This is a genomic window from Pseudomonas sp. PS01298 (genome assembly GCF_029959745.1).
Taxonomy (GTDB): Bacteria; Pseudomonadota; Gammaproteobacteria; order Pseudomonadales; family Pseudomonadaceae; genus Aquipseudomonas; species Aquipseudomonas aylmerensis.
This window is the reverse complement of sequence record NZ_JASCPP010000001.1, coordinates 121,385-141,644: the sequence shown is the minus strand read 5'-3', so window position 1 is coordinate 141,644 and position 20,260 is coordinate 121,385. Positions and strand designations below refer to the sequence as shown.

Here is a 20,260-nt window from a genome sequence, read left to right as displayed (position 1 = left end):
GTCATCAAGTTGTCAGTGTACGCAGCAGGTTCTTGTAGTCCTCGCGAATATCCGCGTCGGATTCCTTAAGTTCATTGATCTTGCGGCATGCGTGCAAGACCGTTGTGTGGTCGCGACCACCAAACACATCACCGATTTCCGGCAGGCTGTGGTTGGTCAACTCCTTGGAGAGGGCCATGGCCACCTGACGGGGACGTGCCACCGAACGCGAACGGCGCTTGGACAGCAGGTCGGAGATCTTGATCTTGTAGTACTCGGCCACGGTGCGCTGGATGTTATCCACACTCACCAGCTTGTCTTGCAGGGCCAGCAAGTCTTTCAGGGATTCACGAATCAACTCGATGGTGATGTCGCGGCCCATGAAGTGCGAGTGCGCAATGACCCGCTTAAGCGCGCCTTCCAGCTCACGCACGTTGGAACGAATGCGTTGGGCAATAAAGAAAGCAGCATCATGCGGCAGGTCGACCTTCGCCTGGTCGGCCTTTTTCATCAGGATCGCAACGCGGGTTTCCAGCTCCGGCGGCTCGACCGCCACGGTCAGGCCCCAGCCGAAACGTGATTTCAGGCGTTCTTCCAGGCCTTCGATTTCCTTCGGATAACGGTCACTGGTCAGGATGACCTGCTGGCCGCCTTCGAGCAGGGCGTTGAAGGTGTGGAAAAACTCTTCCTGGGAACGTTCTTTGCGCGCGAAGAATTGAATGTCATCGATCAGCAACGCATCAACCGAGCGGTAGAACCGTTTGAACTCGTTGATGGCATTGAGCTGCAAGGCCTTGACCATGTCAGCCACGAAGCGCTCCGAGTGCAGGTACACGACCTTGGCATTCGGGTTCTTCTTTAATAGGTGGTTACCCACAGCGTGCATCAAGTGGGTCTTACCCAAACCGACGCCGCCATAAAGGAACAGCGGGTTGTAACCATGCTTGGGGTTATCGGCGACCTGCCAGGCGGCCGCGCGGGCCAGCTGGTTGGATTTACCTTCGACGAAGTTCTCGAAGGTAAAGGTGCGGTTCAGGTAGCTGGTGTGCTTGAGCGCGCCTTCGACCTGCACGGTGCGCTGTTCGGCGCGAACCGGCGCCTGCTGGGAGCTTGCGCCCGCCATCGGGTCAAAACTGTCGCGGGACGGTTCTTCGTGTTCGGGCGCATTTTTTTGCGCGGCGGATTTCGAAGGTGTCGGCGCAGGAGCTGGCGTGTTGTTGACCGGTGAGGTCGCCGCCTGAGCCTGCGATGCCGCAGCCGCCAACGGCGCGTTCGGCGCAGCACGCGGGACTGAACTGCGTTTGCTGCCTATTAATAAGGAGAGCACCGGCGCGAGACCATTGCCATGTTCATCGAGCAATTCGAGAACGCGGCTCAGGTACTTCTCGTTGACCCAGTCGAGGACAAAACGGTTAGGCGCATAGACACGCAACTCGTCGCCTTCGGCTTCGACCTGTAGCGGACGGATCCAGGTGTTGAATTGCTGGGCAGGCAGCTCTTCGCGCAAAAGCTCCACGCACTGCTGCCAAAGTTCCACTGACACGGATATCCCCTAAGTTGAAAGCCGGTGAGGCAAAAACAGCCGCCATTGTAGCGGCCAGCCGTCCACTTATCCACATGTAGGTTGCGCACAGGACGCCCAAAATCAACGCGTTAAGTTAGAAAAAGGCGACCAATGGTCTGTGCATAAGCTCTGTGGATAAGCCTACCTAAGCTCGTTGTACAAGTGGGGTCGAAAGTCTGTGGGTAACTGGCCTGTGGATAACAACCTATTCCACACACAGCTTATCCGACAGTGCAGCACAGGCAGAGCACCGTTTTCCCCCGTAGTTGTCATTCTCTGTACATCAGGCAGTTCATGGCCTCAGGGCACTTATCCACAGAGGATCGCCTGCCTAGCTTTTATAAGCTTTACAGAAAAGCTTTAAATACCTTCCTTCTTTATTTTTATATCTATGGCATTGCTCGTGAAAGCCGAGCGCATGGAAAACGGCGAATGGCCGGTAAAGATCTAATTAAAGGAAAAGCTGGTTGGAAATTGACCTAGAGGCTTGCTTTCTCTAGAATCGCCGGTCTCTTAAAACGGGGGCCATTCCGGCCCGTTGTGGACGAACCAGGTAACAACGCCATGAAACGTACTTTCCAACCAAGCACCATCAAACGCGCCCGTACCCACGGCTTCCGTGCTCGCATGGCTACCAAGAACGGCCGTGCTGTCCTGTCGCGTCGCCGCGCCAAAGGTCGTGCGCGTCTGGCAGTTTGATAATCCGGTACTGGTGGTGAGTCAGGACTTCAGTCGGGAAAAGCGTCTGCTAACCCCCCGGCACTTCAAGGCAGTCTTTGACTCCCCCACCGGCAAGGTTCCGGGGAAAAATCTCCTGCTCCTTGCGCGTAACAACGATCTTGATCATCCCCGTCTCGGGTTGGTGATCGGCAAGAAGAGCGTAAAGCTCTCCGTTGAGCGCAATCGCCTCAAGCGTCTGATGCGCGAATCGTTTCGCCTCCACCAGGACACTCTGGTTGGTTGGGATATTGTTATCGTCGCGCGCAAAGGCTTGGGTGATGTAGAAAACCCCGAATTGATTCAGCATTTCGGCAAGCTCTGGAAACGTTTGGCGCGTACCCACAAGCCAGCACCAGCAGTCAGCACCGAAACTGTAGGGGTAGACAGCCTTGATGCGTAAACTGGCCCTCGTTCCGATCCAGTTTTATCGCTATGCCATTAGTCCTCTGATGGCCAGCCACTGTCGTTTCTACCCCAGTTGTTCCTGCTACGCGTTAGAGGCCATAGAAAATCATGGTCTTCTGCGCGGTGGCTGGCTGACCTTTCGTCGTTTAGGTCGCTGTCATCCGTGGAATCCCGGTGGTTATGACCCGGTTCCACCTATCCCTACCTCCCGTTCTTCTTCGATGGCCGAGTAATCATGGATATTAAACGCACGATCCTGATCGTCGCCCTGGCAATCGTGTCCTACGTCATGGTTCTTAAGTGGAACCAGGACTACGGCCAGGCTGCCCTGCCGACTCAGAATGTTGCTACCAATCAGGCTGCGCCGGCTATTCCGGACACCCCGCTGGGTAACAATGCGTCCGCGAGTGCCGATGTTCCCAGCGCGAATGGCGAGACAAGCGCCCCTTTAGAAACGCCAGTGGTCACCAATAAAGACCTCATCCACGTGAAAACGGATGTGCTCGACCTGGCTATCGACCCACAAGGTGGTGATATCGCGCAGTTGAAACTGCCGCTGTATCCACGTCGCCAAGACCATCCGGATGTCCCGTTCCAACTGTTCGATAACGGTGGTGAACGGACTTATCTGGCGCAAAGTGGCCTGACCGGCACCAACGGTCCGGATGCACGTGCTACCGGTCGTCCGGTTTATTCGACCGAGCAAAAGACTTATCAATTGGCTGACGGCCAGAACCAGTTGAACGTCGACCTGAAATTCAGCCTCGACGGCGTCAATTACATCAAGCGTTTCAGCTTCACCCGTGGGTTGTACGACTTGAAGGTCACTTACCTGATCGACAACGAAAGCGACAAGCCATGGAGCGGCAACCTGTTTGCCCAGCTCAAGCGTGACGCCAGTTCCGACCCTTCTTCCAGCACCGCCACTGGCACCGCGACTTACCTGGGCGCTGCCCTGTGGACAAGTAACGAGCCGTACAAAAAAGTGTCGATGAAAGATATCGACAAGGGCTCGCTGAAAGAAACCGTCCAAGGTGGCTGGGTTGCCTGGCTGCAACACTACTTCGTGACCGCCTGGATCCCGAACAAGGGTGACGCGAACCTGGTTCAAACCCGCAAGGACAGCCAGGGTAACTACATCATTGGCTTCACTGGCCCGGCGTTGACCGTCGCTCCAGGTGCCAAGGCCGAGACCAGCGCTACCCTGTACGCCGGTCCGAAAAGCCAGGCCGTGCTGAAAGAGTTGTCCCCAGGTCTTGAGTTGACTGTGGATTACGGCTTCCTCTGGTTCATTGCCCAGCCGATTTTCTGGTTGCTGCAACATATCCACAGCATTGTGGGTAACTGGGGCTTCTCGATCATCTTCCTGACCATGCTGATCAAAGGGATTTTCTTCCCGCTGTCGGCCGCCAGCTACAAGTCGATGGCGCGTATGCGTGCCGTTGCACCGAAACTGGCCGCGCTGAAAGAGCAACATGGTGATGACCGGCAGAAAATGTCGCAGGCCATGATGGAGCTGTACAAGAAAGAGAAGATCAACCCGCTGGGTGGATGCTTGCCGATTCTGGTGCAGATGCCGGTGTTCCTGTCGTTGTACTGGGTACTCCTGGAAAGCGTGGAAATGCGCCAGGCGCCGTTCATGCTGTGGATAACTGACTTGTCGATCAAAGACCCGTTCTTTATCCTGCCGATCATCATGGGCGCGACCATGTTTATCCAGCAGCGTCTGAACCCGACTCCGCCGGATCCGATGCAGGCCAAGGTAATGAAAATGATGCCAATCATCTTCACCTTCTTCTTCCTGTGGTTCCCTGCTGGTCTGGTGCTGTACTGGGTGGTCAACAACGTGTTGTCGATCTCTCAACAGTGGTACATCACACGTAAAATCGAAGCGGCTACCAAAAAAGCTGCGGCGTAATTTACTCTGTGGATAACCACTCAAGACGCCCCCTAGTGGGGCGTTTTGCTTTCTGTCACTTTTGTTCTGGAACCTGCTGATGAGCGCTCCTCGTGAAACCATCGCTGCTGTCGCTACCGCTCAAGGTCGCGGCGGTGTCGGTATCGTTCGTATTTCCGGGCCGCTTGCCGGCAGGGCAGCACAGGCGATCAGCGGTCGCGAGTTGAAGCCGCGGTATGCCCATTACGGGCCGTTCCTGGACGCTGACAACAGTGTGCTGGACGAGGGCCTGGCGCTTTATTTTCCGGGCCCGAATTCATTCACCGGTGAAGACGTCCTTGAATTGCAGGGCCACGGCGGCCCGGTAGTGCTGGATATGTTGCTGCAGCGCTGCCTGCAATTGGGTTGCCGCCTGGCTCGCCCGGGCGAATTCAGTGAGCGCGCCTTCCTTAACGACAAGCTCGACCTGGCCCAGGCTGAAGCCATTGCGGACTTGATCGAAGCCAGTTCTGCACAGGCGGCACGCAATGCGTTGCGCTCGTTGCAGGGGGCTTTTTCCCTGCGTGTGCATAACTTGACCGAGCAATTGATCAGCCTGCGCATTTACGTGGAGGCTGCGATCGATTTTCCGGAAGAGGAAATCGACTTTCTTGCCGATGGCCACGTCCTGGCAATGCTGGATAAAGTCCGCGATGAGTTATCCACAGTACTGCGTGAAGCCGGGCAGGGCGCGTTGTTGCGTGACGGTATGACCGTGGTGATTGCCGGCCGGCCGAATGCGGGCAAATCCAGTCTGCTCAACGCCCTGGCAGGTCGCGAAGCCGCGATTGTCACCGAGATCGCCGGCACCACCCGTGACATCCTGCGCGAACATATCCACATCGACGGCATGCCGTTGCACGTGGTCGACACCGCTGGCCTGCGCGACACTGAAGACCAGGTGGAAAAGATCGGCGTCGAACGCGCCCTCAAGGCAATCGGCGAAGCCGATCGCGTGCTGCTGGTGGTGGATGCCACGGCACCGGAGGCTGTGGATCCTTTTGCACTGTGGCCGGAATTCCTCGAGCAACGGCCGGACCCGGCCAAAGTCACCTTGATCCGCAACAAGGCCGACCTGACGGGTGAAGCCATCGCCCTCGAAACCAGCGAGGATGGCCACGTCACCATCAGCCTGAGCGCCAAGTCGGCAGGCGAAGGGCTGGAATTGCTGCGTGAGCATCTCAAGGCGTGCATGGGCTTCGAGCAGACGTCGGAAAGCAGCTTCAGTGCGCGCCGCAGGCACCTGGAGGCACTGCGCCACGCCAGCGCGGCGTTGGAGCATGGTCGAGCGCAGCTGACCCTGGCAGGGGCGGGGGAGCTGCTGGCTGAGGATTTACGCCAGGCGCAGCAGCTGCTGGGGGAAATCACCGGTGCATTCAGCTCCGATGATTTGTTGGGACGGATCTTTTCCAGCTTCTGCATCGGCAAATAACCAGGTTATCCACAACCCCTGCCGGCGACAGTGGCCTGAAGACGTCCAGATGCTTCAGGCCTCATCCATCACCAGTTATACGAAACTGTCCCAAGCAGTGTACGGCTGTCGCCCCAATAGCAGCGGCCCGCATCGTTACAGCCGGACACATATTCCTTGTCGAACAGGTTCTTCGCGTTCAGATCCACAGACCAGTGTTTGTCTATCTGATAACCCACTGACGCATCCACCAAGGTTACACTTCCCGCGTCGAGTTTTCCGTACAGCGATGGCCCCGTGTAGGAAAAGGTGCTGTCGAAATAACGCACACCGCCGCCGAGGGACACGCCTTTCAACTGGCCGTCGAGGAACCGGTACTTGCTCCACACCGACGCCTGGTTGCGTGGAACTCCGCTCATCTGGTGTCCTTCGACCAGCGACGTGGCCGAGTCCTTGGTAATACGTGCGTCCGTGTAGGTGTAGGCCGCAGTGAGGTTCAGGTTGGGCGTAATGTTGCTGTTGACCTCCACCTCCACGCCCTTGGCTCGGCTCTCGCCAACCTGGCGATAACTGTTGGTGGTGGCATCGAGGTAGGTGTCGTCCTGCTTGCGCAGGTCATACACCGATAATGTCATCGCGGTGTCCCAGCCGATCGGCTCGTATTTCACACCCACTTCGTACTGGCTGCTGGTGATCGGCTTCAAGGGGGAGCCGGCATTGGAAATCTGCTGCACCGGTACAAACGCGGTGGAGTAGCTGACATACGGCGTCAGGCCGTTGTCGAACTGATACATCACCCCGCCCTGATAGGTGAACTTGCGATCCTGCGAGTCGGTATTGCTGGCCTTGTTCACTTTGTCACGGAAGTCACTGTCGACCCAGTCCTGGCGGCCTCCCAGCAGAAACAGCCAGTGGTCATACTTGCTCTGGATCTGTGCATAAACCCCTTTCATCTGCTGTTCGAGCAAGGTGTTTTGCACCGCGACCGGCGTAAGCGGGTCGCGCAGGTATACCGGGTTATACACATTGATGGTGCCGGCGAAGCCAGCGTCCCAGTCCTGGTTGAATGAGGTGCGGTCGTAGCTGGCGCCGAACAACAGGGTATTTTCCAGTTCGCCCAGCTGGAATTTGCCTTCAAGCTGGTTATCCAGGGAGTAGACCATCGACTTGTTGTAGCGGTCGTAGGCGGTCATGTTCAGTTGGGTACCGAAACCACGATTATTCAGCGCGCTTGGCCAGGTTTCATGCCGGTTGATGCGTGACTGCATATAGCGCGAGTTCTGGCGGAACTGCCAGTCGTCGTTGAGGGTGTGGCTGAATTCGTAGCCGGTGCTCCAGGCTTCGCGTTCGAAGGTGTTCCAGTCCGGATCACCGAGCATGGTGTGCTTGGACAGCTTACCGTTGGGGTTTTTAAGCAACGTGCCGGCAGCCGGTAGGCCGAGTTCCAGGTTGGTGTGGTCTTTCTGATAGTTGGCCAGCAGGGTGAGGGTGTTGTAGTCGTCGAAATTCAAGGTCAGGGAGGGCGCGATATAGAGCCGATCATCCGGGACGTGATCGGTCTGGGTGTCGGACTTGCGACCCAGCATCACCACGCGGCCAAGGATATTCTCGTTGTCATTGAGCGGACCGGAGATATCCACACCCACCTGGCGACGGTTGTTCGTGCCATACCCCAACTGCACCTCGCCTTGCGGGGTAGAAGTCGGGTGTTTGCTGACCAGGTTGACCAAGCCACCTGGGGCGTTTTCACCGTAGAGCAGGGAAGACGGACCACGGAAAATCTCGACCCGCTCCAGGCCATAAGGCTCGCTGGTGGTGTCGTACCGATTGCCTTGTACGCGTAAGCCATCACGTAGCAGGCCGTAGCCATAATCCGTGGCGTTGAAACCGCGAATGAAGAACAGGTCGCCCGCCAGGCTGTCGCCGGCCGCAAAGGGTGGAGCGAAGATGCCGGGTACATAGCCCAATACTTCAGTCAGGCTCTGGGATTTCTGGTCCTTGATGCGCTGGCCGGTGACCACCGAGACCGAGCGCGGTGTTTCCGACAGCGGCGTGCTGGTCTTGGTACCGATGCGGCTGTTTTGCGCCTTGTAGCCAACATCCGCGGCGATGTCCTGATTGAACCCCGCCTGTTGATAAGTACTCACGGTTGTTGGGGCGAGGGTCAGTTGACCTTCGGGAGCCGCCTGCAGGACATAGCTGCCGGGGGCCTGGGCGACAGCCTGCAGTCGCGAGTCTTGCAGGAGCAGTGCGAAGCCCTGATCCACCGAATAGTCCCCCTCCAGCCCTGGGGTGTTCAATTGCGCGGTTTGCTGGGGCGAAAAGGACAGAATCACATTGGCCCGGGCGGCAAACTGGCTCAAGGCGCCGTCCAGCGGGCCAGCCCCAATGGTGTAGTGCTGCACCGCGCTAGCAGCCATCGCACCCGTGCAGAGCAACATGCTGGTGGCGGCAGACGTGAGCAGCAAACCGCAGCTCATGCCGTGGTAGGAGAGTCGTTGGCGGATCTTGGTAGGAAGGCGCATAGGTGGATAAGCCCTGAAGGTAGCGTCGTGATTACCTGTAGGGCCGCGCCAGGTAAAAAAAAGATAACCCCCTTGTGGATAATTTTTCCCTCAACCGATGCGCTTCACCGATACCCAATAACGGGTGAAGTATTTCACCTGGATCGGCAGGGTTGCTTGCAGGTTGGCCAATACCGCGTCGGTGGCGTCCAGGCGAAACGTGCCGGAAACACGCAGGCGTGCCGAGGCCGGATCGCACTGCAGCATGCCCGGCCGATAGCGGGCGAGGTCGTCGATCACATCCCCAAGCCTTGCATCCAGCACGATCAGTTGTCCGTCGACCCAGGCTGCCTGGGTGCGGCCATAAGGCTGGTTGAGCCCCACGTGCTGTCGGTCGAAGTCGACGCTTTCACCTGCTCCGAGCAGTCGGACATGATCGGGTTGGTTACCCGGCGCCACACTGACTCGATCTTCCAGCACACCAACGCGCGTGGCGTCCGGCAATTGGCGCACGGTAAACCGCGTGCCCAATGCCTGGATCCGGCCCTGGCGCGTCTCCACATAAAAGGGTGTCTGCCCGCCGGACTTGCCGGTGTGGATAAGCACTTCACCTTCGCGCAGGCGTATCAAACGCTGGCGACCGTCGAACAGCACATCAATTGCGGTGTTGGTATTCAGGTCTATCCGCGTGCCATCCGCCAGCTCGATGCGCCGTCGCGTGCCCACCGGTGTGCGGTAGTCAGCCCAGACATTGCCCAGGGAAGTATGTTGCTGGACATTCCAGCCCAGGTAGCCGGTAGCACCAAGTACCAGCATCCACTTGAGCACCTGGCGGCGTTGTTGCGTGGTCGACAATGCGCGGCGCGTAAGGTCCTGGGGCAGGGCGCCGAGGCTGCGCTGCAACTGCTCCATCTGGTTCCACGCAGCCAAGTGGGACGGATCACCATTGAGCCATTGCTGCCAGGCATGACGCTCGGCGGCGGTCGGCGGCTGGGATTGAAATTGCACAAACCAACTGGCGGCGGCCTCGAAGGTCTTGCGATCGGGCGCAGCCATCAAAGACTGGCCATGATCAGCGAGCATTCGGTCAGGGCGCGGATCATGTGTTTCTTCACAGTGGTCAACGAGACCTGCAACTGGTCGGCAATCTGTTGATAAGTCAGCCCGTCGATCTGCGAGAGCATGAAGATCCGCCGTGCCCGTTCACCCAGGCCAGCCAGCGCTTTATCCACAGCTACCAGGGTCTCGATGATGATCGCCTTGTCTTCTTCACTGATGGCGGTGGCTTCGGGACGTTCGGCCAAGGTCTGTTTATAAGCCTGTTCGATGGCATGGCGGCGGTAACGATCAATCACCAACCCCCTGGCAATGGTCGCCAAGTAGTCGCGCGGTTCGAGGATCTGTCCCGCATGTCGCCCTCCCAGAATGCGCACGAACGTATCGTGCGCAACATCAGCGGCATCGCAGGCGTTATGCAATTTACCTTTGAGCCATCCGTGCAGCCACGAGTGGTGTTGCTCATAGATGTGCTGGACGGCAACGGTGTGTGAAGAAGGGGACATAGGGCATGACAAGCGAGGTTAATGATAATCGCTATTATTAACTGCGCCGTGGTTTTCTCACAATAGCTCTGTTTTTGCCGCAGTCGAAGGATTCTGGTGGCCTCGTCGTGGGCGCTATTCACTCGGATCCAGCAATTTCTGTGGATTAAGCCCTGTGAATAACCGCCCCTGTGCCCAGTTGATAACAGGGCTTGAAACCTGAGCAAAAACCCCTCTGTGGATAACCACCTGTTTAATCCACAGGCTTAAAGCACTTATCCAAGGGCCTCCCTGGCACATGACCACAGACTTTTGAAACGCTGTACACAACGTAAATAAAGGCTTGTAGAGATCTATCCACAGAAACCATGCTCAGTAGAAATAAACATAAAAACAAAGATTTAATAAATTTCTCTCTTTTAATTTCTATTGTCTGTGATTCATCCACAGCTGGTTAAATTTTGTGCAAAGGGTTCTTTAGGAAGGGCTAAGTCCCTATACTTGCCGCCAAAGCTCTAAAACCAGCTCAACCAATCAATTCCTAATTACCTACATAAGCAGGCACGAGGTGCGTGGTGGATTTCCCTTCCCGTTTTGAAGTGATCGTCATCGGCGGCGGTCATGCCGGTACCGAGGCAGCACTGGCGTCAGCACGCATGGGCGTAAAAACCCTGTTGCTCACGCATAACGTGGAAACCCTCGGTGCAATGAGTTGCAACCCCGCTATTGGTGGGATCGGCAAAAGCCATCTGGTCAAGGAAATCGATGCCCTTGGTGGCGTCATGGCCGAAGCAACCGATAAGGGTGGTATTCAATTTCGCGTGCTCAACAGCCGCAAAGGCCCGGCAGTGCGTGCCACTCGGGCACAAGCCGACCGCATCCTGTACAAGGCGGCGGTACGCGAAACCCTGGAAAACCAGCCTAACCTGTGGATATTTCAACAAGCTGCCGATGACCTGATCGTCGAACAGGACCAGGTCCGCGGTGTTGTCACGCAAATGGGCCTGCGGTTCTTCGCAGAATCCGTGGTGCTGACCACCGGTACGTTCCTCGGCGGACTTATCCACATCGGTATGCAGAATTATTCGGGCGGTCGCGCCGGTGATCCGCCGTCGATTGCCCTGGCGCATCGCCTGCGTGAACTGCCACTGCGCGTCGGGCGCCTGAAAACCGGGACCCCGCCGCGTATTGACGGGCGTTCTGTGGATTTCTCGGTGATGACCGAACAAGCCGGCGATACACCGATTCCGGTGATGTCGTTCATGGGCTCCAAAGAGCAGCACCCGAAACAGGTGAGCTGCTGGATTACCCATACCAATGCGCGCACCCACGAAATCATCGCGGCCAACCTCGACCGCTCGCCGATGTATTCCGGGGTGATCGAGGGCATTGGCCCACGTTATTGCCCATCGATCGAAGACAAGATCCACCGCTTTGCCGACAAGGAAAGCCACCAGGTCTTCATCGAACCGGAAGGCCTGACCACTCACGAGCTGTACCCGAACGGGATTTCCACCTCGCTGCCGTTCGACGTGCAAATCCAGATCGTGCAATCGATCCGTGGTATGGAAAACGCTCACATCGTGCGTCCGGGCTACGCCATCGAGTACGACTATTTCGACCCGCGTGACCTGAAGTACAGCCTGGAAACCAAGGTGATCGGCGGTCTGTTCTTTGCTGGCCAAATCAACGGCACCACCGGTTACGAAGAAGCCGGCGCCCAGGGTTTGCTGGCCGGGACCAACGCGGCATTGCGCGCACAGGGCAAGGACAGCTGGTGCCCGCGTCGCGATGAAGCGTATATCGGCGTACTGGTTGATGACCTGATTACCCTGGGTACCCAGGAACCGTACCGGATGTTTACTTCCCGGGCGGAATATCGCCTGATCCTGCGCGAAGATAACGCCGACCTGCGCTTGACCGAAAAAGGTCGCGAGCTGGGCTTGGTCGATGAGGCGCGCTGGGCGGCCTTCTGCAAAAAACGCGAAAGCATCGCGCTCGAAGAGCAGCGCCTGAAAAGTACCTGGGTTCGCCCGGGCACCGAGCAGGGCGACGCGATCGCGGAAAAATTCGGCACGCCACTGACCCACGAATACAACCTGCTGAACCTGCTGTCCCGTCCGGAAATCGACTACGCTGGTCTGGTCGAAGTGACCGGCCAGGGCGCAGAAGATCCACAGGTCGCCGAACAGGTCGAGATCAAGACCAAGTACGCCGGTTACATTGATCGCCAACAGGACGAGATTGCTCGCCTGCGCGCCAGTGAAGACACCAAGCTGCCTGTGGATATCGACTACACCGGGATTTCCGGGCTGTCGAAAGAAATCCAGAGCAAGCTGGGGATAACTCGACCTGAGACCCTCGGCCAGGCTTCACGTATTCCTGGCGTCACCCCGGCGGCCATTTCGCTGTTGATGATTCATTTGAAAAAACGCGGCGCGGGCCGTCAGTTGGAGCAAAGCGCTTGAGTTCGTTGGTCACCTCGCAACACGCCGAAGAGTTATCCACAGGTGCACGCCAGTTGGGCGTGGACCTGACCGAAGCCCAGCACACGCTGCTGCTGGGTTATCTGGCCCTGTTGATCAAATGGAACAAGGCTTACAACCTGACCGCGGTGCGCGACCCCGATGAAATGGTCTCGCGTCATTTGCTCGACAGCTTGAGCGTGATGCCGTTTATCGAAAACGGTCGCTGGCTCGACGTAGGCAGTGGCGGCGGCATGCCCGGTATTCCGCTGGCCATCCTGTTTCCGGACGCGCAAGTGACGTGCCTGGACAGCAACGGCAAGAAAACCCGCTTCCTGACCCAGGTCAAACTCGAACTCAAGCTGGATAACCTGCAAGTTATCCACAGCCGGGTCGAAGCGTTCACGCCTGAGCAGCCTTTCAACGGAATTGTTTCCCGGGCGTTCAGCAGCATGGAGAACTTCAGCAACTGGACTCGCCACCTGGGCGACCGCGATACCCGCTGGCTGGCAATGAAGGGCGTCCATCCAAGCGACGAGCTGTTAGCATTGCCGGCAGACTTCCACCTCGATAGCGAACACGCCTTGGCCGTACCCGGTTGCCAAGGCCAACGCCATCTGCTGATACTGCGCCGCACGGCATGATTGGGAACACAAGCAAGAATGGCTAAGGTATTCGCGATAGCGAACCAGAAAGGTGGCGTGGGTAAAACCACCACCTGCATCAACCTCGCAGCATCCCTGGTCGCCACCAAGCGTCGGGTGCTGTTGATCGATCTCGATCCACAGGGCAACGCCACCATGGGTAGCGGTGTGGATAAACACGGCCTGGAAAACTCGGTCTACGACTTGCTGATTGGCGAGTGCGACCTGGCCCAGGCCATGCACTATTCCGAACACGGCGGTTATCAACTGCTGCCGGCCAACCGCGATTTGACCGCGGCGGAAGTGGTGCTGCTGGAAATGCAGATGAAAGAAAGCCGTCTGCGCAGCGCCTTGGCGCCGATCCGCGAGAATTACGACTACATTTTGATCGACTGCCCGCCGTCACTGTCGATGCTGACACTGAACGCGCTGGTGGCCGCCGATGGGGTGATTATCCCCATGCAGTGCGAGTACTACGCGCTGGAAGGTTTGAGCGACCTTGTGGATAACATCAAGCGCATCGCCGAGTTGCTCAACCCGAACCTGCAGATCGAAGGCCTGCTGCGGACCATGTTCGATCCGCGCCTGAGCCTGATGAACGATGTGTCGGCGCAGCTCAAGGAACACTTTGGCGATCAGCTATACGACACGGTGATCCCGCGCAACATCCGTCTGGCCGAAGCCCCGAGCTACGGCATGCCGGCCCTGGCGTACGACAAACAATCGCGGGGTGCCATTGCCTACCTGGCACTGGCCGGCGAAATGGTTCGTCGCCAGCGCCGCAACTCACGCACCGCTGCAGCCCAGCCAACTTAAGGAATCCCCATGGCCGTCAAGAAACGAGGTCTCGGACGTGGACTGGATGCACTGTTGAGTGGTCCGACCGTCACATCGCTTGAAGAGCAAGCGGTGCAGGCCGACGAGCGCGAGCTGCAACACCTGCCCCTGGACCTGATCCAGCGCGGCAAATACCAGCCACGCCGGGACATGGACCCCCAGGCGCTGGAAGAACTGGCCAATTCGATCAAGGCCCAGGGCGTGATGCAGCCGATCGTGGTACGCCCGATCGGTGGCGGACGCTTCGAAATCATCGCCGGTGAACGCCGCTGGCGTGCCAGCCAGCAGGCTGGCAAGGACACCATCCCGGCGATGGTGCGTGATGTGCCGGATGAAACGGCCATCGCCATGGCGTTGATTGAGAATATCCAGCGTGAAGACCTTAACCCGATCGAAGAAGCGATTGCGTTGCAGCGTTTGCAGCAGGAATTCCAGCTGACCCAGCAACAAGTGGCCGAGGCTGTGGGTAAATCCCGGGTCACCGTGTCCAACCTGCTGCGCCTGATCGCGTTGCCGGAAGTCATCAAGACCATGCTGTCCCACGGTGACCTGGAGATGGGCCATGCCCGTGCTTTGCTCGGATTGCCGGAAAATCAACAGGTTGAGGGGGCGCGACACGTTGTCGCACGAGGGCTCACCGTTCGTCAGACAGAGGCCCTGGTTCGCCAATGGCTCAGTGGTAAACCTGCACCGGTCGAAACGGCCAAACCTGATCCGGATATTGCACGTCTGGAGCAGCGCCTGGCCGAGCGCCTGGGCTCTGCGGTGCAAATTCGCCACGGCAAGAAAGGCAAAGGCCAATTGGTCATCGGATATAACTCTCTCGATGAGCTTCAGGGCGTCCTTGCCCACATCCGCTGAAACATTTGCTTATGTAGCGCGTGATCGGAAATCACTACCCGGCAGTTGAATAGGGGCAGAACCGCCCCTATACTCTGCGCGCATTTTGTCGGCACAAATTATGCCAAGTTATTGATTTCCGGCAGCCGACCATTGAGGAGCAAGAGTGATGGAAACCCGCACGCCAAACACGTTGCCGTTCCATCGCTTGGCCGTTTTCCCGGTTTTATTGGCTCAGTTAGTCATTTTGCTGATCGCCGCATTGGCGCTTTGGTATTGGCATGGAGTCGTAGCCGGGTATTCAGGACTTTGCGGAGGCCTGATAGCCTTGCTGCCCAATATGTATTTTGCTCACAGGGCCTTTCGGTTTTCCGGCGCCCGAGCAGCCCAGGCTATCGTCCGGTCCTTTTATGCCGGCGAAGCAGGGAAACTGATTTTGACGGCAGTGCTGTTTGCACTGACCTTTGCAGGTGTGAAGCCATTGGCGCCGCTGGCTGTATTCGGCGTCTTCGTGTTGACCCAACTGGTCAGCTGGTTCGCTCCCCTGCTAATGAAAACAAGACTTTCGAAACCTTAGGGCGTTTGAGGCAACCATGGCAGAAACAACCGCTTCGGGCTATATCCAGCACCACTTGCAGAACCTGACCTTCGGTCAGCTTCCCAACGGCGGCTGGGGCTTCGCCCACACCGCAGCAGAAGCCAAAGAAATGGGCTTCTGGGCTTTCCACCTGGATACTCTGGGCTGGTCGGTCGCACTGGGCCTGATTTTCGTCCTGATTTTCCGCATGGCGGCAAAGAAGGCGACTTCCGGTCAACCAGGTGCCCTGCAGAACTTCGTTGAAGTATTGGTCGAATTCGTCGATGGCAGCGTGAAAGACAGCTTCCATGGCCGTAGCCCGGTGATTGCACCGCTGGCACTGACCATCTTCGTCTGGGTGTTCCTGATGAACGCCGTCGACCTGATCCCGGTCGACTGGATTCCTCAGCTGGCCATCCTGATCTCGGGCGATCACCACATTCCATTCCGTGCGGTTTCCACCACGGACCCTAACGCCACCCTGGGCATGGCCCTGTCGGTGTTCGCGTTGATCATTTTCTACAGCATTAAGGTCAAGGGCATCGGCGGCTTCATCGGCGAACTGACCCTGCACCCGTTCGGCAGCAAGAACATCTTCGTTCAAGCCCTGCTGATCCCGGTGAACTTCCTGCTGGAGTTCGTGACCCTGGTCGCCAAGCCGATTTCCCTGGCCCTGCGACTGTTCGGCAACATGTATGCCGGCGAACTGGTGTTCATTCTGATCGCTGTGATGTTCGGCAGCGGTCTGCTCTGGCTCAGCGGCCTGGGCGTGGTTCTGCAGTGGGCGTGGGCTGTGTTCCACATCCTGATCATCACCCTGCAGGCCTTCATCTTCATGATGCTGACCATCGTCTACCTGTCGATGGCGCACGAAGAGAACCATTAAGACCAGTCTCGACTAGTCTGATGTCCTTCCCGGTCACCCGGGAAGGTGGGCTCTAACGGCCTATGAAACGATTTGTTTTACCGCTTTAAAATCTAAAAAACCTAAACCATACGACGTAAAAGTCGGGAGGAAAGATGGAAACTGTAGTTGGTCTAACCGCTATCGCTGTTGCACTGTTGATCGGCCTGGGCGCCCTGGGTACTGCCATTGGTTTCGGCCTGCTGGGCGGCAAATTCCTGGAAGGCGCAGCGCGTCAGCCAGAAATGGTTCCAATGCTGCAAGTTAAAATGTTCATCGTCGCCGGCCTGCTCGACGCCGTGACCATGATCGGCGTTGGTATCGCACTGTTCTTCACCTTCGCGAACCCCTTCGTTGGTCAACTCGCTGGCTAATCACTCGACTTTTCGAGTGATTGGGGTGATGGACAACGAATGAGCGAGGTGTTGGCGTGAACATTAATGCAACCCTGATTGGCCAATCCGTTGCGTTCTTCATTTTTGTAGTGTTTTGCATGAAGTTCGTGTGGCCTCCGGTCATCGCGGCTTTGCACGAACGTCAGAAGAAGATCGCGGATGGTTTGGACGCTGCCAGCCGTGCAGCTCGCGACCTGGAGTTGGCCCAAGAGAAAGTGGGTCATCAACTGCGCGATGCTAAAGCACAGGCAGCTGAAATCATTGAGCAAGCCAAGAAACGCGGTAACCAGATCGTCGAAGAGGCTGTTGAAAAAGCCCGCGTCGAAGCTGACCGTGTGAAGGCTTCGGCTCATGCCGAGATCGAACAGGAACTGAACGGCGTCAAAGACGCGCTGCGTGCCCAACTGGGTGCTCTGGCGGTCGGCGGTGCTGAGAAGATCCTCGGTGCCACAATCGATCAAAACGCGCACGCGGAGCTGGTTAACAAACTGGCTGCTGAAATTTAAGCGAGGGCGATCATGGCAGAACTGACCACGTTGGCCCGACCTTACGCTAAGGCAGCCTTCGAGCACGCCCAGGCCCACCAGCAGCTGGCCTCTTGGTCAGCCATGCTCGGCCTGGCTGCAGCAGTGTCGCAAGACGACACCATGCAGCGCGTGCTCAAGGCCCCGCGCCTGACGAGCGCAGACAAGGCCGCCACTTTTATTGAAGTGTGCGGCGACAAGTTTGATGTGAAAGTGCAGAACTTCATCCATGTCGTTGCCGAAAACGACCGTCTCCCGCTACTGCCGGAGATCGCCGCTCTGTTCGACCTGTACAAGGCCGAAGCAGAGAAATCGGTAGACGTTGAAGTGACCAGTGCTTTTGCATTGAACCAAGAACAGCAAGACAAACTCGCCAAGGTTCTCAGTGCACGACTCAATCGGGAAGTGCGCCTGCAAGCTTCGGAGGACGCATCCCTGATTGGTGGTGTTGTTATCCGTGCCGGCGACCTGGTTATCGATGGCTCGATTCGCGGCAAAATCGCGAAACTTGCCGAAGCATTGAAATCTTGAGTTTGAAGGGGCAGCAGAGCAATGCAGCAACTCAATCCTTCCGAAATAAGTGAAATTATCAAGGGCCGCATCGACAAGCTCGATGTGACCTCCCAAGCCCGTAACGAAGGCACTGTCGTCAGCGTATCTGACGGCATCGTGCGGATTCACGGTCTGGCCGACGTTATGTACGGCGAGATGATCGAGTTTCCGGGCGGCGTCTACGGTATGGCCCTCAACCTGGAGCAAGACTCCGTAGGTGCCGTTGTATTGGGCGCGTACACCAGTCTGGCTGAAGGCATGAGCGCCAAGTGCACCGGCCGCATCCTGGAGGTTCCGGTTGGTAAGGAACTGCTGGGCCGCGTAGTCGACGCACTGGGTAACCCTGTTGACGGCAAAGGTCCACTGGGCAACACCGAGACCGACGCGGTCGAGAAAGTTGCTCCAGGCGTGATCTGGCGTAAGTCGGTAGACCAGCCTGTACAGACTGGCTACAAGGCTGTCGATGCCATGATCCCTGTCGGCCGTGGCCAGCGTGAGCTGATCATCGGTGACCGTCAGATCGGTAAAACCGCTCTGGCGATCGACGCGATCATCAACCAGAAGAACAGCGGCATTTTCTGCGTCTACGTAGCTATCGGTCAGAAGCAATCGACCATCGCCAACGTGGTTCGCAAGCTGGAAGAAAACGGCGCCCTGGCCAACACGATCATCGTGGCTGCCAGTGCTTCGGAATCTCCTGCGCTGCAATTCCTGGCACCGTACTCCGGTTGCACCATGGGTGAATTCTTCCGCGACCGCGGTGAAGACGCGCTGATCGTTTATGACGATCTGTCCAAGCAAGCAGTGGCTTACCGCCAGATTTCCCTGCTGCTGCGCCGTCCACCAGGCCGTGAAGCCTACCCAGGCGACGTGTTCTATCTCCACTCCCGTCTGCTGGAGCGCGCATCCCGCGTTTCCGAAGAGTACGTAGAGAAGTTCACCAACGGCGCAGTGACCGGCAAAACCGGTTCCCTGACCGCACTGCCGATCATCGAAACCCAGGCTGGCGACGTTTCCGCGTTCGTTCCGACCAACGTGATTTCCATCACCGACGGTCAGATCTTCCTGGAATCGGCCATGTTCAACTCGGGCATCCGCCCTGCAGTGAACGCCGGTGTTTCGGTATCCCGTGTGGGTGGTGCCGCTCAGACCAAGATCATCAAGAAGCTCTCCGGTGGTATCCGTACCGCTCTGGCTCAGTACCGTGAACTGGCGGCATTCGCCCAGTTCGCTTCTGACCTGGACGAAGCGACCCGTAAGCAACTTGAGCATGGTCAGCGCGTTACCGAGCTGATGAAGCAGAAGCAATACGCCCCGATGTCGATCGCTGACATGGCGTTGTCGCTGTATGCCGCTGAGCGTGGGTTCCTGACCGACGTTGAAATCGCCAAGGTCGGCAGCTTTGAACAAGCGCTGATTGCTTACTTCAACCGCGATCACGCCGAATTGATGGCGAAGATCAACGTGAAGGGTGACTTCAATGACGATATCGACGCTGGCATGAAAGCCGGTATCGAGAAGTTCAAGGCCACCCAAACCTGGTAAGCCGCAGCGGGAGCCGCAAGGCTCCCGCTTGCTAACCTGATAGGTGTTACATGGCAGGCGCAAAAGAGATTCGCAGTAAGATTGCGAGCATCAAAAGCACGCAAAAAATTACCAGCGCCATGGAAAAAGTGGCGGTCAGCAAAATGCGCAAGGCACAAATGCGCATGGCTGCTAGCCGTCCTTATGCGGAGCGTATCCGCCAGGTAATTGGGCATCTGGCCAACGCCAACCCGGAATACCGCCACCCGTTCATGATCGACCGCGCAGTCAAGCGTGTGGGTTATGTGGTAGTGAGCAGTGACCGTGGTTTGTGCGGTGGTCTGAATACCAACCTGTTCAAGGCCCTGGTCAAGGACATGGCGGTAAACCGCGAAAACGGCGTCGAGATCGATCTGTGTGTTGTTGGTAGCAAGGGTGCGGCCTTTTTCCGCAACTTCGGCGGTAACGTCGTTGCAGCTATCAGCCACCTGGGTGAAGAGCCGTCGATCAATGATTTGATCGGCAGTGTGAAGGTGATGCTGGATGCGTACCTGGAAGGCCGGATTGACCGCCTGTCCGTGGTATCCAACAAGTTCATCAACACCATGACCCAGCAGCCAACCGTGGAGCAATTGATTCCACTGGTGGCGACTCCGGATCAGGAACTCAAGCACCACTGGGACTACCTCTACGAACCAGACGCCAAAGAGCTGCTTGACGGCTTGATGGTGCGCTACGTGGAGTCGCAGGTGTACCAGGCGGTGGTCGAGAACAACGCAGCTGAACAAGCGGCGCGGATGATCGCGATGAAAAACGCTACCGATAACGCCGGTGATCTGATCAGCGATTTGCAGCTGATCTACAACAAGGCGCGTCAGGCTGCGATCACCCAAGAGATCTCGGAAATCGTCGGCGGCGCTGCCGCGGTTTAACGGTTC

General features: G+C 57.4%; 20 protein-coding genes. 16 read left to right on the top strand and 4 right to left on the bottom strand.

Translation table 11 applies throughout. From position 1 onward, the window contains the following. Positions 1-4: 4 nt before the first annotated feature. Complete coding sequence (gene dnaA / locus QMX97_RS00620; RefSeq protein ID WP_106805571.1) at positions 5-1,522, bottom strand: chromosomal replication initiator protein DnaA; 1,518 nt, start codon at positions 1,520-1,522, stop codon at positions 5-7. Positions 1,523-2,107: 585 nt separating this feature from the next. Between dnaA and rpmH the strand changes: the two genes are divergently transcribed. The 5 genes from rpmH to mnmE all read left to right on the top strand — a co-directional run bounded on the left by rpmH (position 2,108) and on the right by mnmE (position 6,036). Next, positions 2,108-2,242: a 50S ribosomal protein L34 gene (rpmH, locus tag QMX97_RS00615; protein ID WP_003213577.1), complete on the top strand. Its 135-nt coding sequence runs from the start codon at positions 2,108-2,110 to the stop codon at positions 2,240-2,242. A 16-nt stretch (positions 2,243-2,258) separates the two neighbouring features. Beyond that, positions 2,259-2,663, top strand: coding sequence for a ribonuclease P protein component (rnpA, locus tag QMX97_RS00610; protein ID WP_003177079.1), 405 nt, complete (start codon positions 2,259-2,261; stop codon positions 2,661-2,663). Beyond that, entirely contained in the window at positions 2,656-2,901 is a 246-nt protein-coding gene (yidD, locus tag QMX97_RS00605) for a membrane protein insertion efficiency factor YidD (RefSeq protein WP_010207715.1), read from the top strand. Before rnpA ends, yidD begins: the two co-directional genes overlap by 8 nt. A gap of 2 nt (positions 2,902-2,903) precedes the next feature. Continuing rightward, entirely contained in the window at positions 2,904-4,586 is a 1,683-nt protein-coding gene (yidC, locus tag QMX97_RS00600; RefSeq protein ID WP_065902690.1) for a membrane protein insertase YidC, read from the top strand. 79 nt (positions 4,587-4,665) lie between these two features. After that, complete coding sequence (gene mnmE, locus QMX97_RS00595; protein WP_213551889.1) at positions 4,666-6,036, top strand: tRNA uridine-5-carboxymethylaminomethyl(34) synthesis GTPase MnmE; 1,371 nt, start codon at positions 4,666-4,668, stop codon at positions 6,034-6,036. A gap of 68 nt (positions 6,037-6,104) precedes the next feature. Here the strand turns inward: mnmE and QMX97_RS00590 are convergent, their stop codons facing one another. The 3 genes from QMX97_RS00590 to QMX97_RS00580 form a co-directional block, all read right to left on the bottom strand. Further along, positions 6,105-8,540: a TonB-dependent siderophore receptor gene (locus QMX97_RS00590; RefSeq protein WP_282395576.1), complete on the bottom strand. Its 2,436-nt coding sequence runs from the start codon at positions 8,538-8,540 to the stop codon at positions 6,105-6,107. 90 nt (positions 8,541-8,630) lie between these two features. Then, positions 8,631-9,575 (bottom strand): FecR domain-containing protein, encoded by a 945-nt coding sequence (locus QMX97_RS00585; protein WP_065902684.1) that lies wholly within the window; start codon positions 9,573-9,575, stop codon positions 8,631-8,633. Then, on the bottom strand, positions 9,575-10,081 hold the full coding sequence (locus tag QMX97_RS00580; RefSeq protein ID WP_065902682.1) for a sigma-70 family RNA polymerase sigma factor: 507 nt from the start codon (positions 10,079-10,081) through the stop codon (positions 9,575-9,577). Before QMX97_RS00580 ends, QMX97_RS00585 begins: the two co-directional genes overlap by 1 nt. 554 nt (positions 10,082-10,635) lie before the next feature. Between QMX97_RS00580 and mnmG the strand changes: the two genes are divergently transcribed. The 11 genes from mnmG (at position 10,636) to atpG (ending at position 20,254) form a co-directional block, all read left to right on the top strand. Continuing rightward, the gene (gene mnmG, locus QMX97_RS00575; protein WP_282395573.1) at positions 10,636-12,528 is read left to right on the top strand and encodes a tRNA uridine-5-carboxymethylaminomethyl(34) synthesis enzyme MnmG; all 1,893 of its coding nucleotides are present in this window, start codon (positions 10,636-10,638) and stop codon (positions 12,526-12,528) included. Further along, positions 12,525-13,169, top strand: coding sequence for a 16S rRNA (guanine(527)-N(7))-methyltransferase RsmG (rsmG, locus tag QMX97_RS00570; RefSeq protein WP_065902677.1), 645 nt, complete (start codon positions 12,525-12,527; stop codon positions 13,167-13,169). The genes mnmG and rsmG overlap by 4 nt, the downstream gene beginning before the upstream one ends. Before the next feature lie 18 nt (positions 13,170-13,187). Then, positions 13,188-13,985, top strand: a complete 798-nt coding sequence (locus QMX97_RS00565; RefSeq protein WP_010207696.1) for a ParA family protein — start codon at positions 13,188-13,190, stop codon at positions 13,983-13,985. 9 nt (positions 13,986-13,994) lie between these two features. Then, on the top strand, positions 13,995-14,867 hold the full coding sequence (locus QMX97_RS00560; protein ID WP_015886650.1) for a ParB/RepB/Spo0J family partition protein: 873 nt from the start codon (positions 13,995-13,997) through the stop codon (positions 14,865-14,867). Between the two features lie 148 nt (positions 14,868-15,015). Then, positions 15,016-15,423 (top strand): F0F1 ATP synthase subunit I, encoded by a 408-nt coding sequence (locus QMX97_RS00555; protein WP_043048220.1) that lies wholly within the window; start codon positions 15,016-15,018, stop codon positions 15,421-15,423. Positions 15,424-15,439: 16 nt separating this feature from the next. Further along, positions 15,440-16,309 carry a F0F1 ATP synthase subunit A gene (gene atpB, locus QMX97_RS00550; RefSeq protein WP_034101609.1) on the top strand — a complete coding sequence of 290 codons (870 nt, stop codon included), beginning with the start codon at positions 15,440-15,442 and terminating at the stop codon, positions 16,307-16,309. A 134-nt stretch (positions 16,310-16,443) separates the two neighbouring features. Continuing rightward, positions 16,444-16,701 carry a F0F1 ATP synthase subunit C gene (gene atpE / locus QMX97_RS00545; RefSeq protein WP_002555987.1) on the top strand — a complete coding sequence of 86 codons (258 nt, stop codon included), beginning with the start codon at positions 16,444-16,446 and terminating at the stop codon, positions 16,699-16,701. 56 nt (positions 16,702-16,757) lie between these two features. Next, on the top strand, positions 16,758-17,228 hold the full coding sequence (locus tag QMX97_RS00540) for a F0F1 ATP synthase subunit B (RefSeq protein ID WP_015886647.1): 471 nt from the start codon (positions 16,758-16,760) through the stop codon (positions 17,226-17,228). A gap of 12 nt (positions 17,229-17,240) precedes the next feature. Then, a complete protein-coding gene (locus tag QMX97_RS00535) occupies positions 17,241-17,777 on the top strand; it encodes a F0F1 ATP synthase subunit delta (RefSeq protein WP_015886646.1) in 537 nt (178 codons plus the stop codon). A 21-nt stretch (positions 17,778-17,798) separates the two neighbouring features. Beyond that, a complete protein-coding gene (atpA, locus tag QMX97_RS00530) occupies positions 17,799-19,343 on the top strand; it encodes a F0F1 ATP synthase subunit alpha (RefSeq protein ID WP_003177064.1) in 1,545 nt (514 codons plus the stop codon). Positions 19,344-19,393: 50 nt separating this feature from the next. Then, positions 19,394-20,254, top strand: coding sequence for a F0F1 ATP synthase subunit gamma (gene atpG, locus QMX97_RS00525; protein WP_003233565.1), 861 nt, complete (start codon positions 19,394-19,396; stop codon positions 20,252-20,254). Positions 20,255-20,260: the final 6 nt, after the last annotated feature.

Excerpts from the sequence above, each read along its gene's own strand:
- yidC (WP_065902690.1), top strand. The coding sequence starts at position 2,904 with ATGGATATTAAACGCACGATCCTGATCGTCGCCCTGGCAATCGTGTCC.
- atpB (WP_034101609.1), top strand. The coding sequence starts at position 15,440 with ATGGCAGAAACAACCGCTTCGGGCTATATCCAGCACCACTTGCAGAAC.
- QMX97_RS00560 (WP_015886650.1), top strand. The coding sequence starts at position 13,995 with ATGGCCGTCAAGAAACGAGGTCTCGGACGTGGACTGGATGCACTGTTG.
- QMX97_RS00535 (WP_015886646.1), top strand. The coding sequence starts at position 17,241 with ATGGCAGAACTGACCACGTTGGCCCGACCTTACGCTAAGGCAGCCTTC.
- rpmH (WP_003213577.1), top strand. The coding sequence starts at position 2,108 with ATGAAACGTACTTTCCAACCAAGCACCATCAAACGCGCCCGTACCCAC.
- atpA (WP_003177064.1), top strand. The coding sequence starts at position 17,799 with ATGCAGCAACTCAATCCTTCCGAAATAAGTGAAATTATCAAGGGCCGC.
- mnmE (WP_213551889.1), top strand. The coding sequence starts at position 4,666 with ATGAGCGCTCCTCGTGAAACCATCGCTGCTGTCGCTACCGCTCAAGGT.
- QMX97_RS00580 (WP_065902682.1), bottom strand. The coding sequence starts at position 10,081 with ATGTCCCCTTCTTCACACACCGTTGCCGTCCAGCACATCTATGAGCAA.
- QMX97_RS00585 (WP_065902684.1), bottom strand. The coding sequence starts at position 9,575 with ATGGCTGCGCCCGATCGCAAGACCTTCGAGGCCGCCGCCAGTTGGTTT.
- QMX97_RS00590 (WP_282395576.1), bottom strand. The coding sequence starts at position 8,540 with ATGCGCCTTCCTACCAAGATCCGCCAACGACTCTCCTACCACGGCATG.
- atpG (WP_003233565.1), top strand. The coding sequence starts at position 19,394 with ATGGCAGGCGCAAAAGAGATTCGCAGTAAGATTGCGAGCATCAAAAGC.
- atpE (WP_002555987.1), top strand. The coding sequence starts at position 16,444 with ATGGAAACTGTAGTTGGTCTAACCGCTATCGCTGTTGCACTGTTGATC.
- QMX97_RS00565 (WP_010207696.1), top strand. The coding sequence starts at position 13,188 with ATGGCTAAGGTATTCGCGATAGCGAACCAGAAAGGTGGCGTGGGTAAA.
- QMX97_RS00555 (WP_043048220.1), top strand. The coding sequence starts at position 15,016 with ATGGAAACCCGCACGCCAAACACGTTGCCGTTCCATCGCTTGGCCGTT.
- yidD (WP_010207715.1), top strand. The coding sequence starts at position 2,656 with ATGCGTAAACTGGCCCTCGTTCCGATCCAGTTTTATCGCTATGCCATT.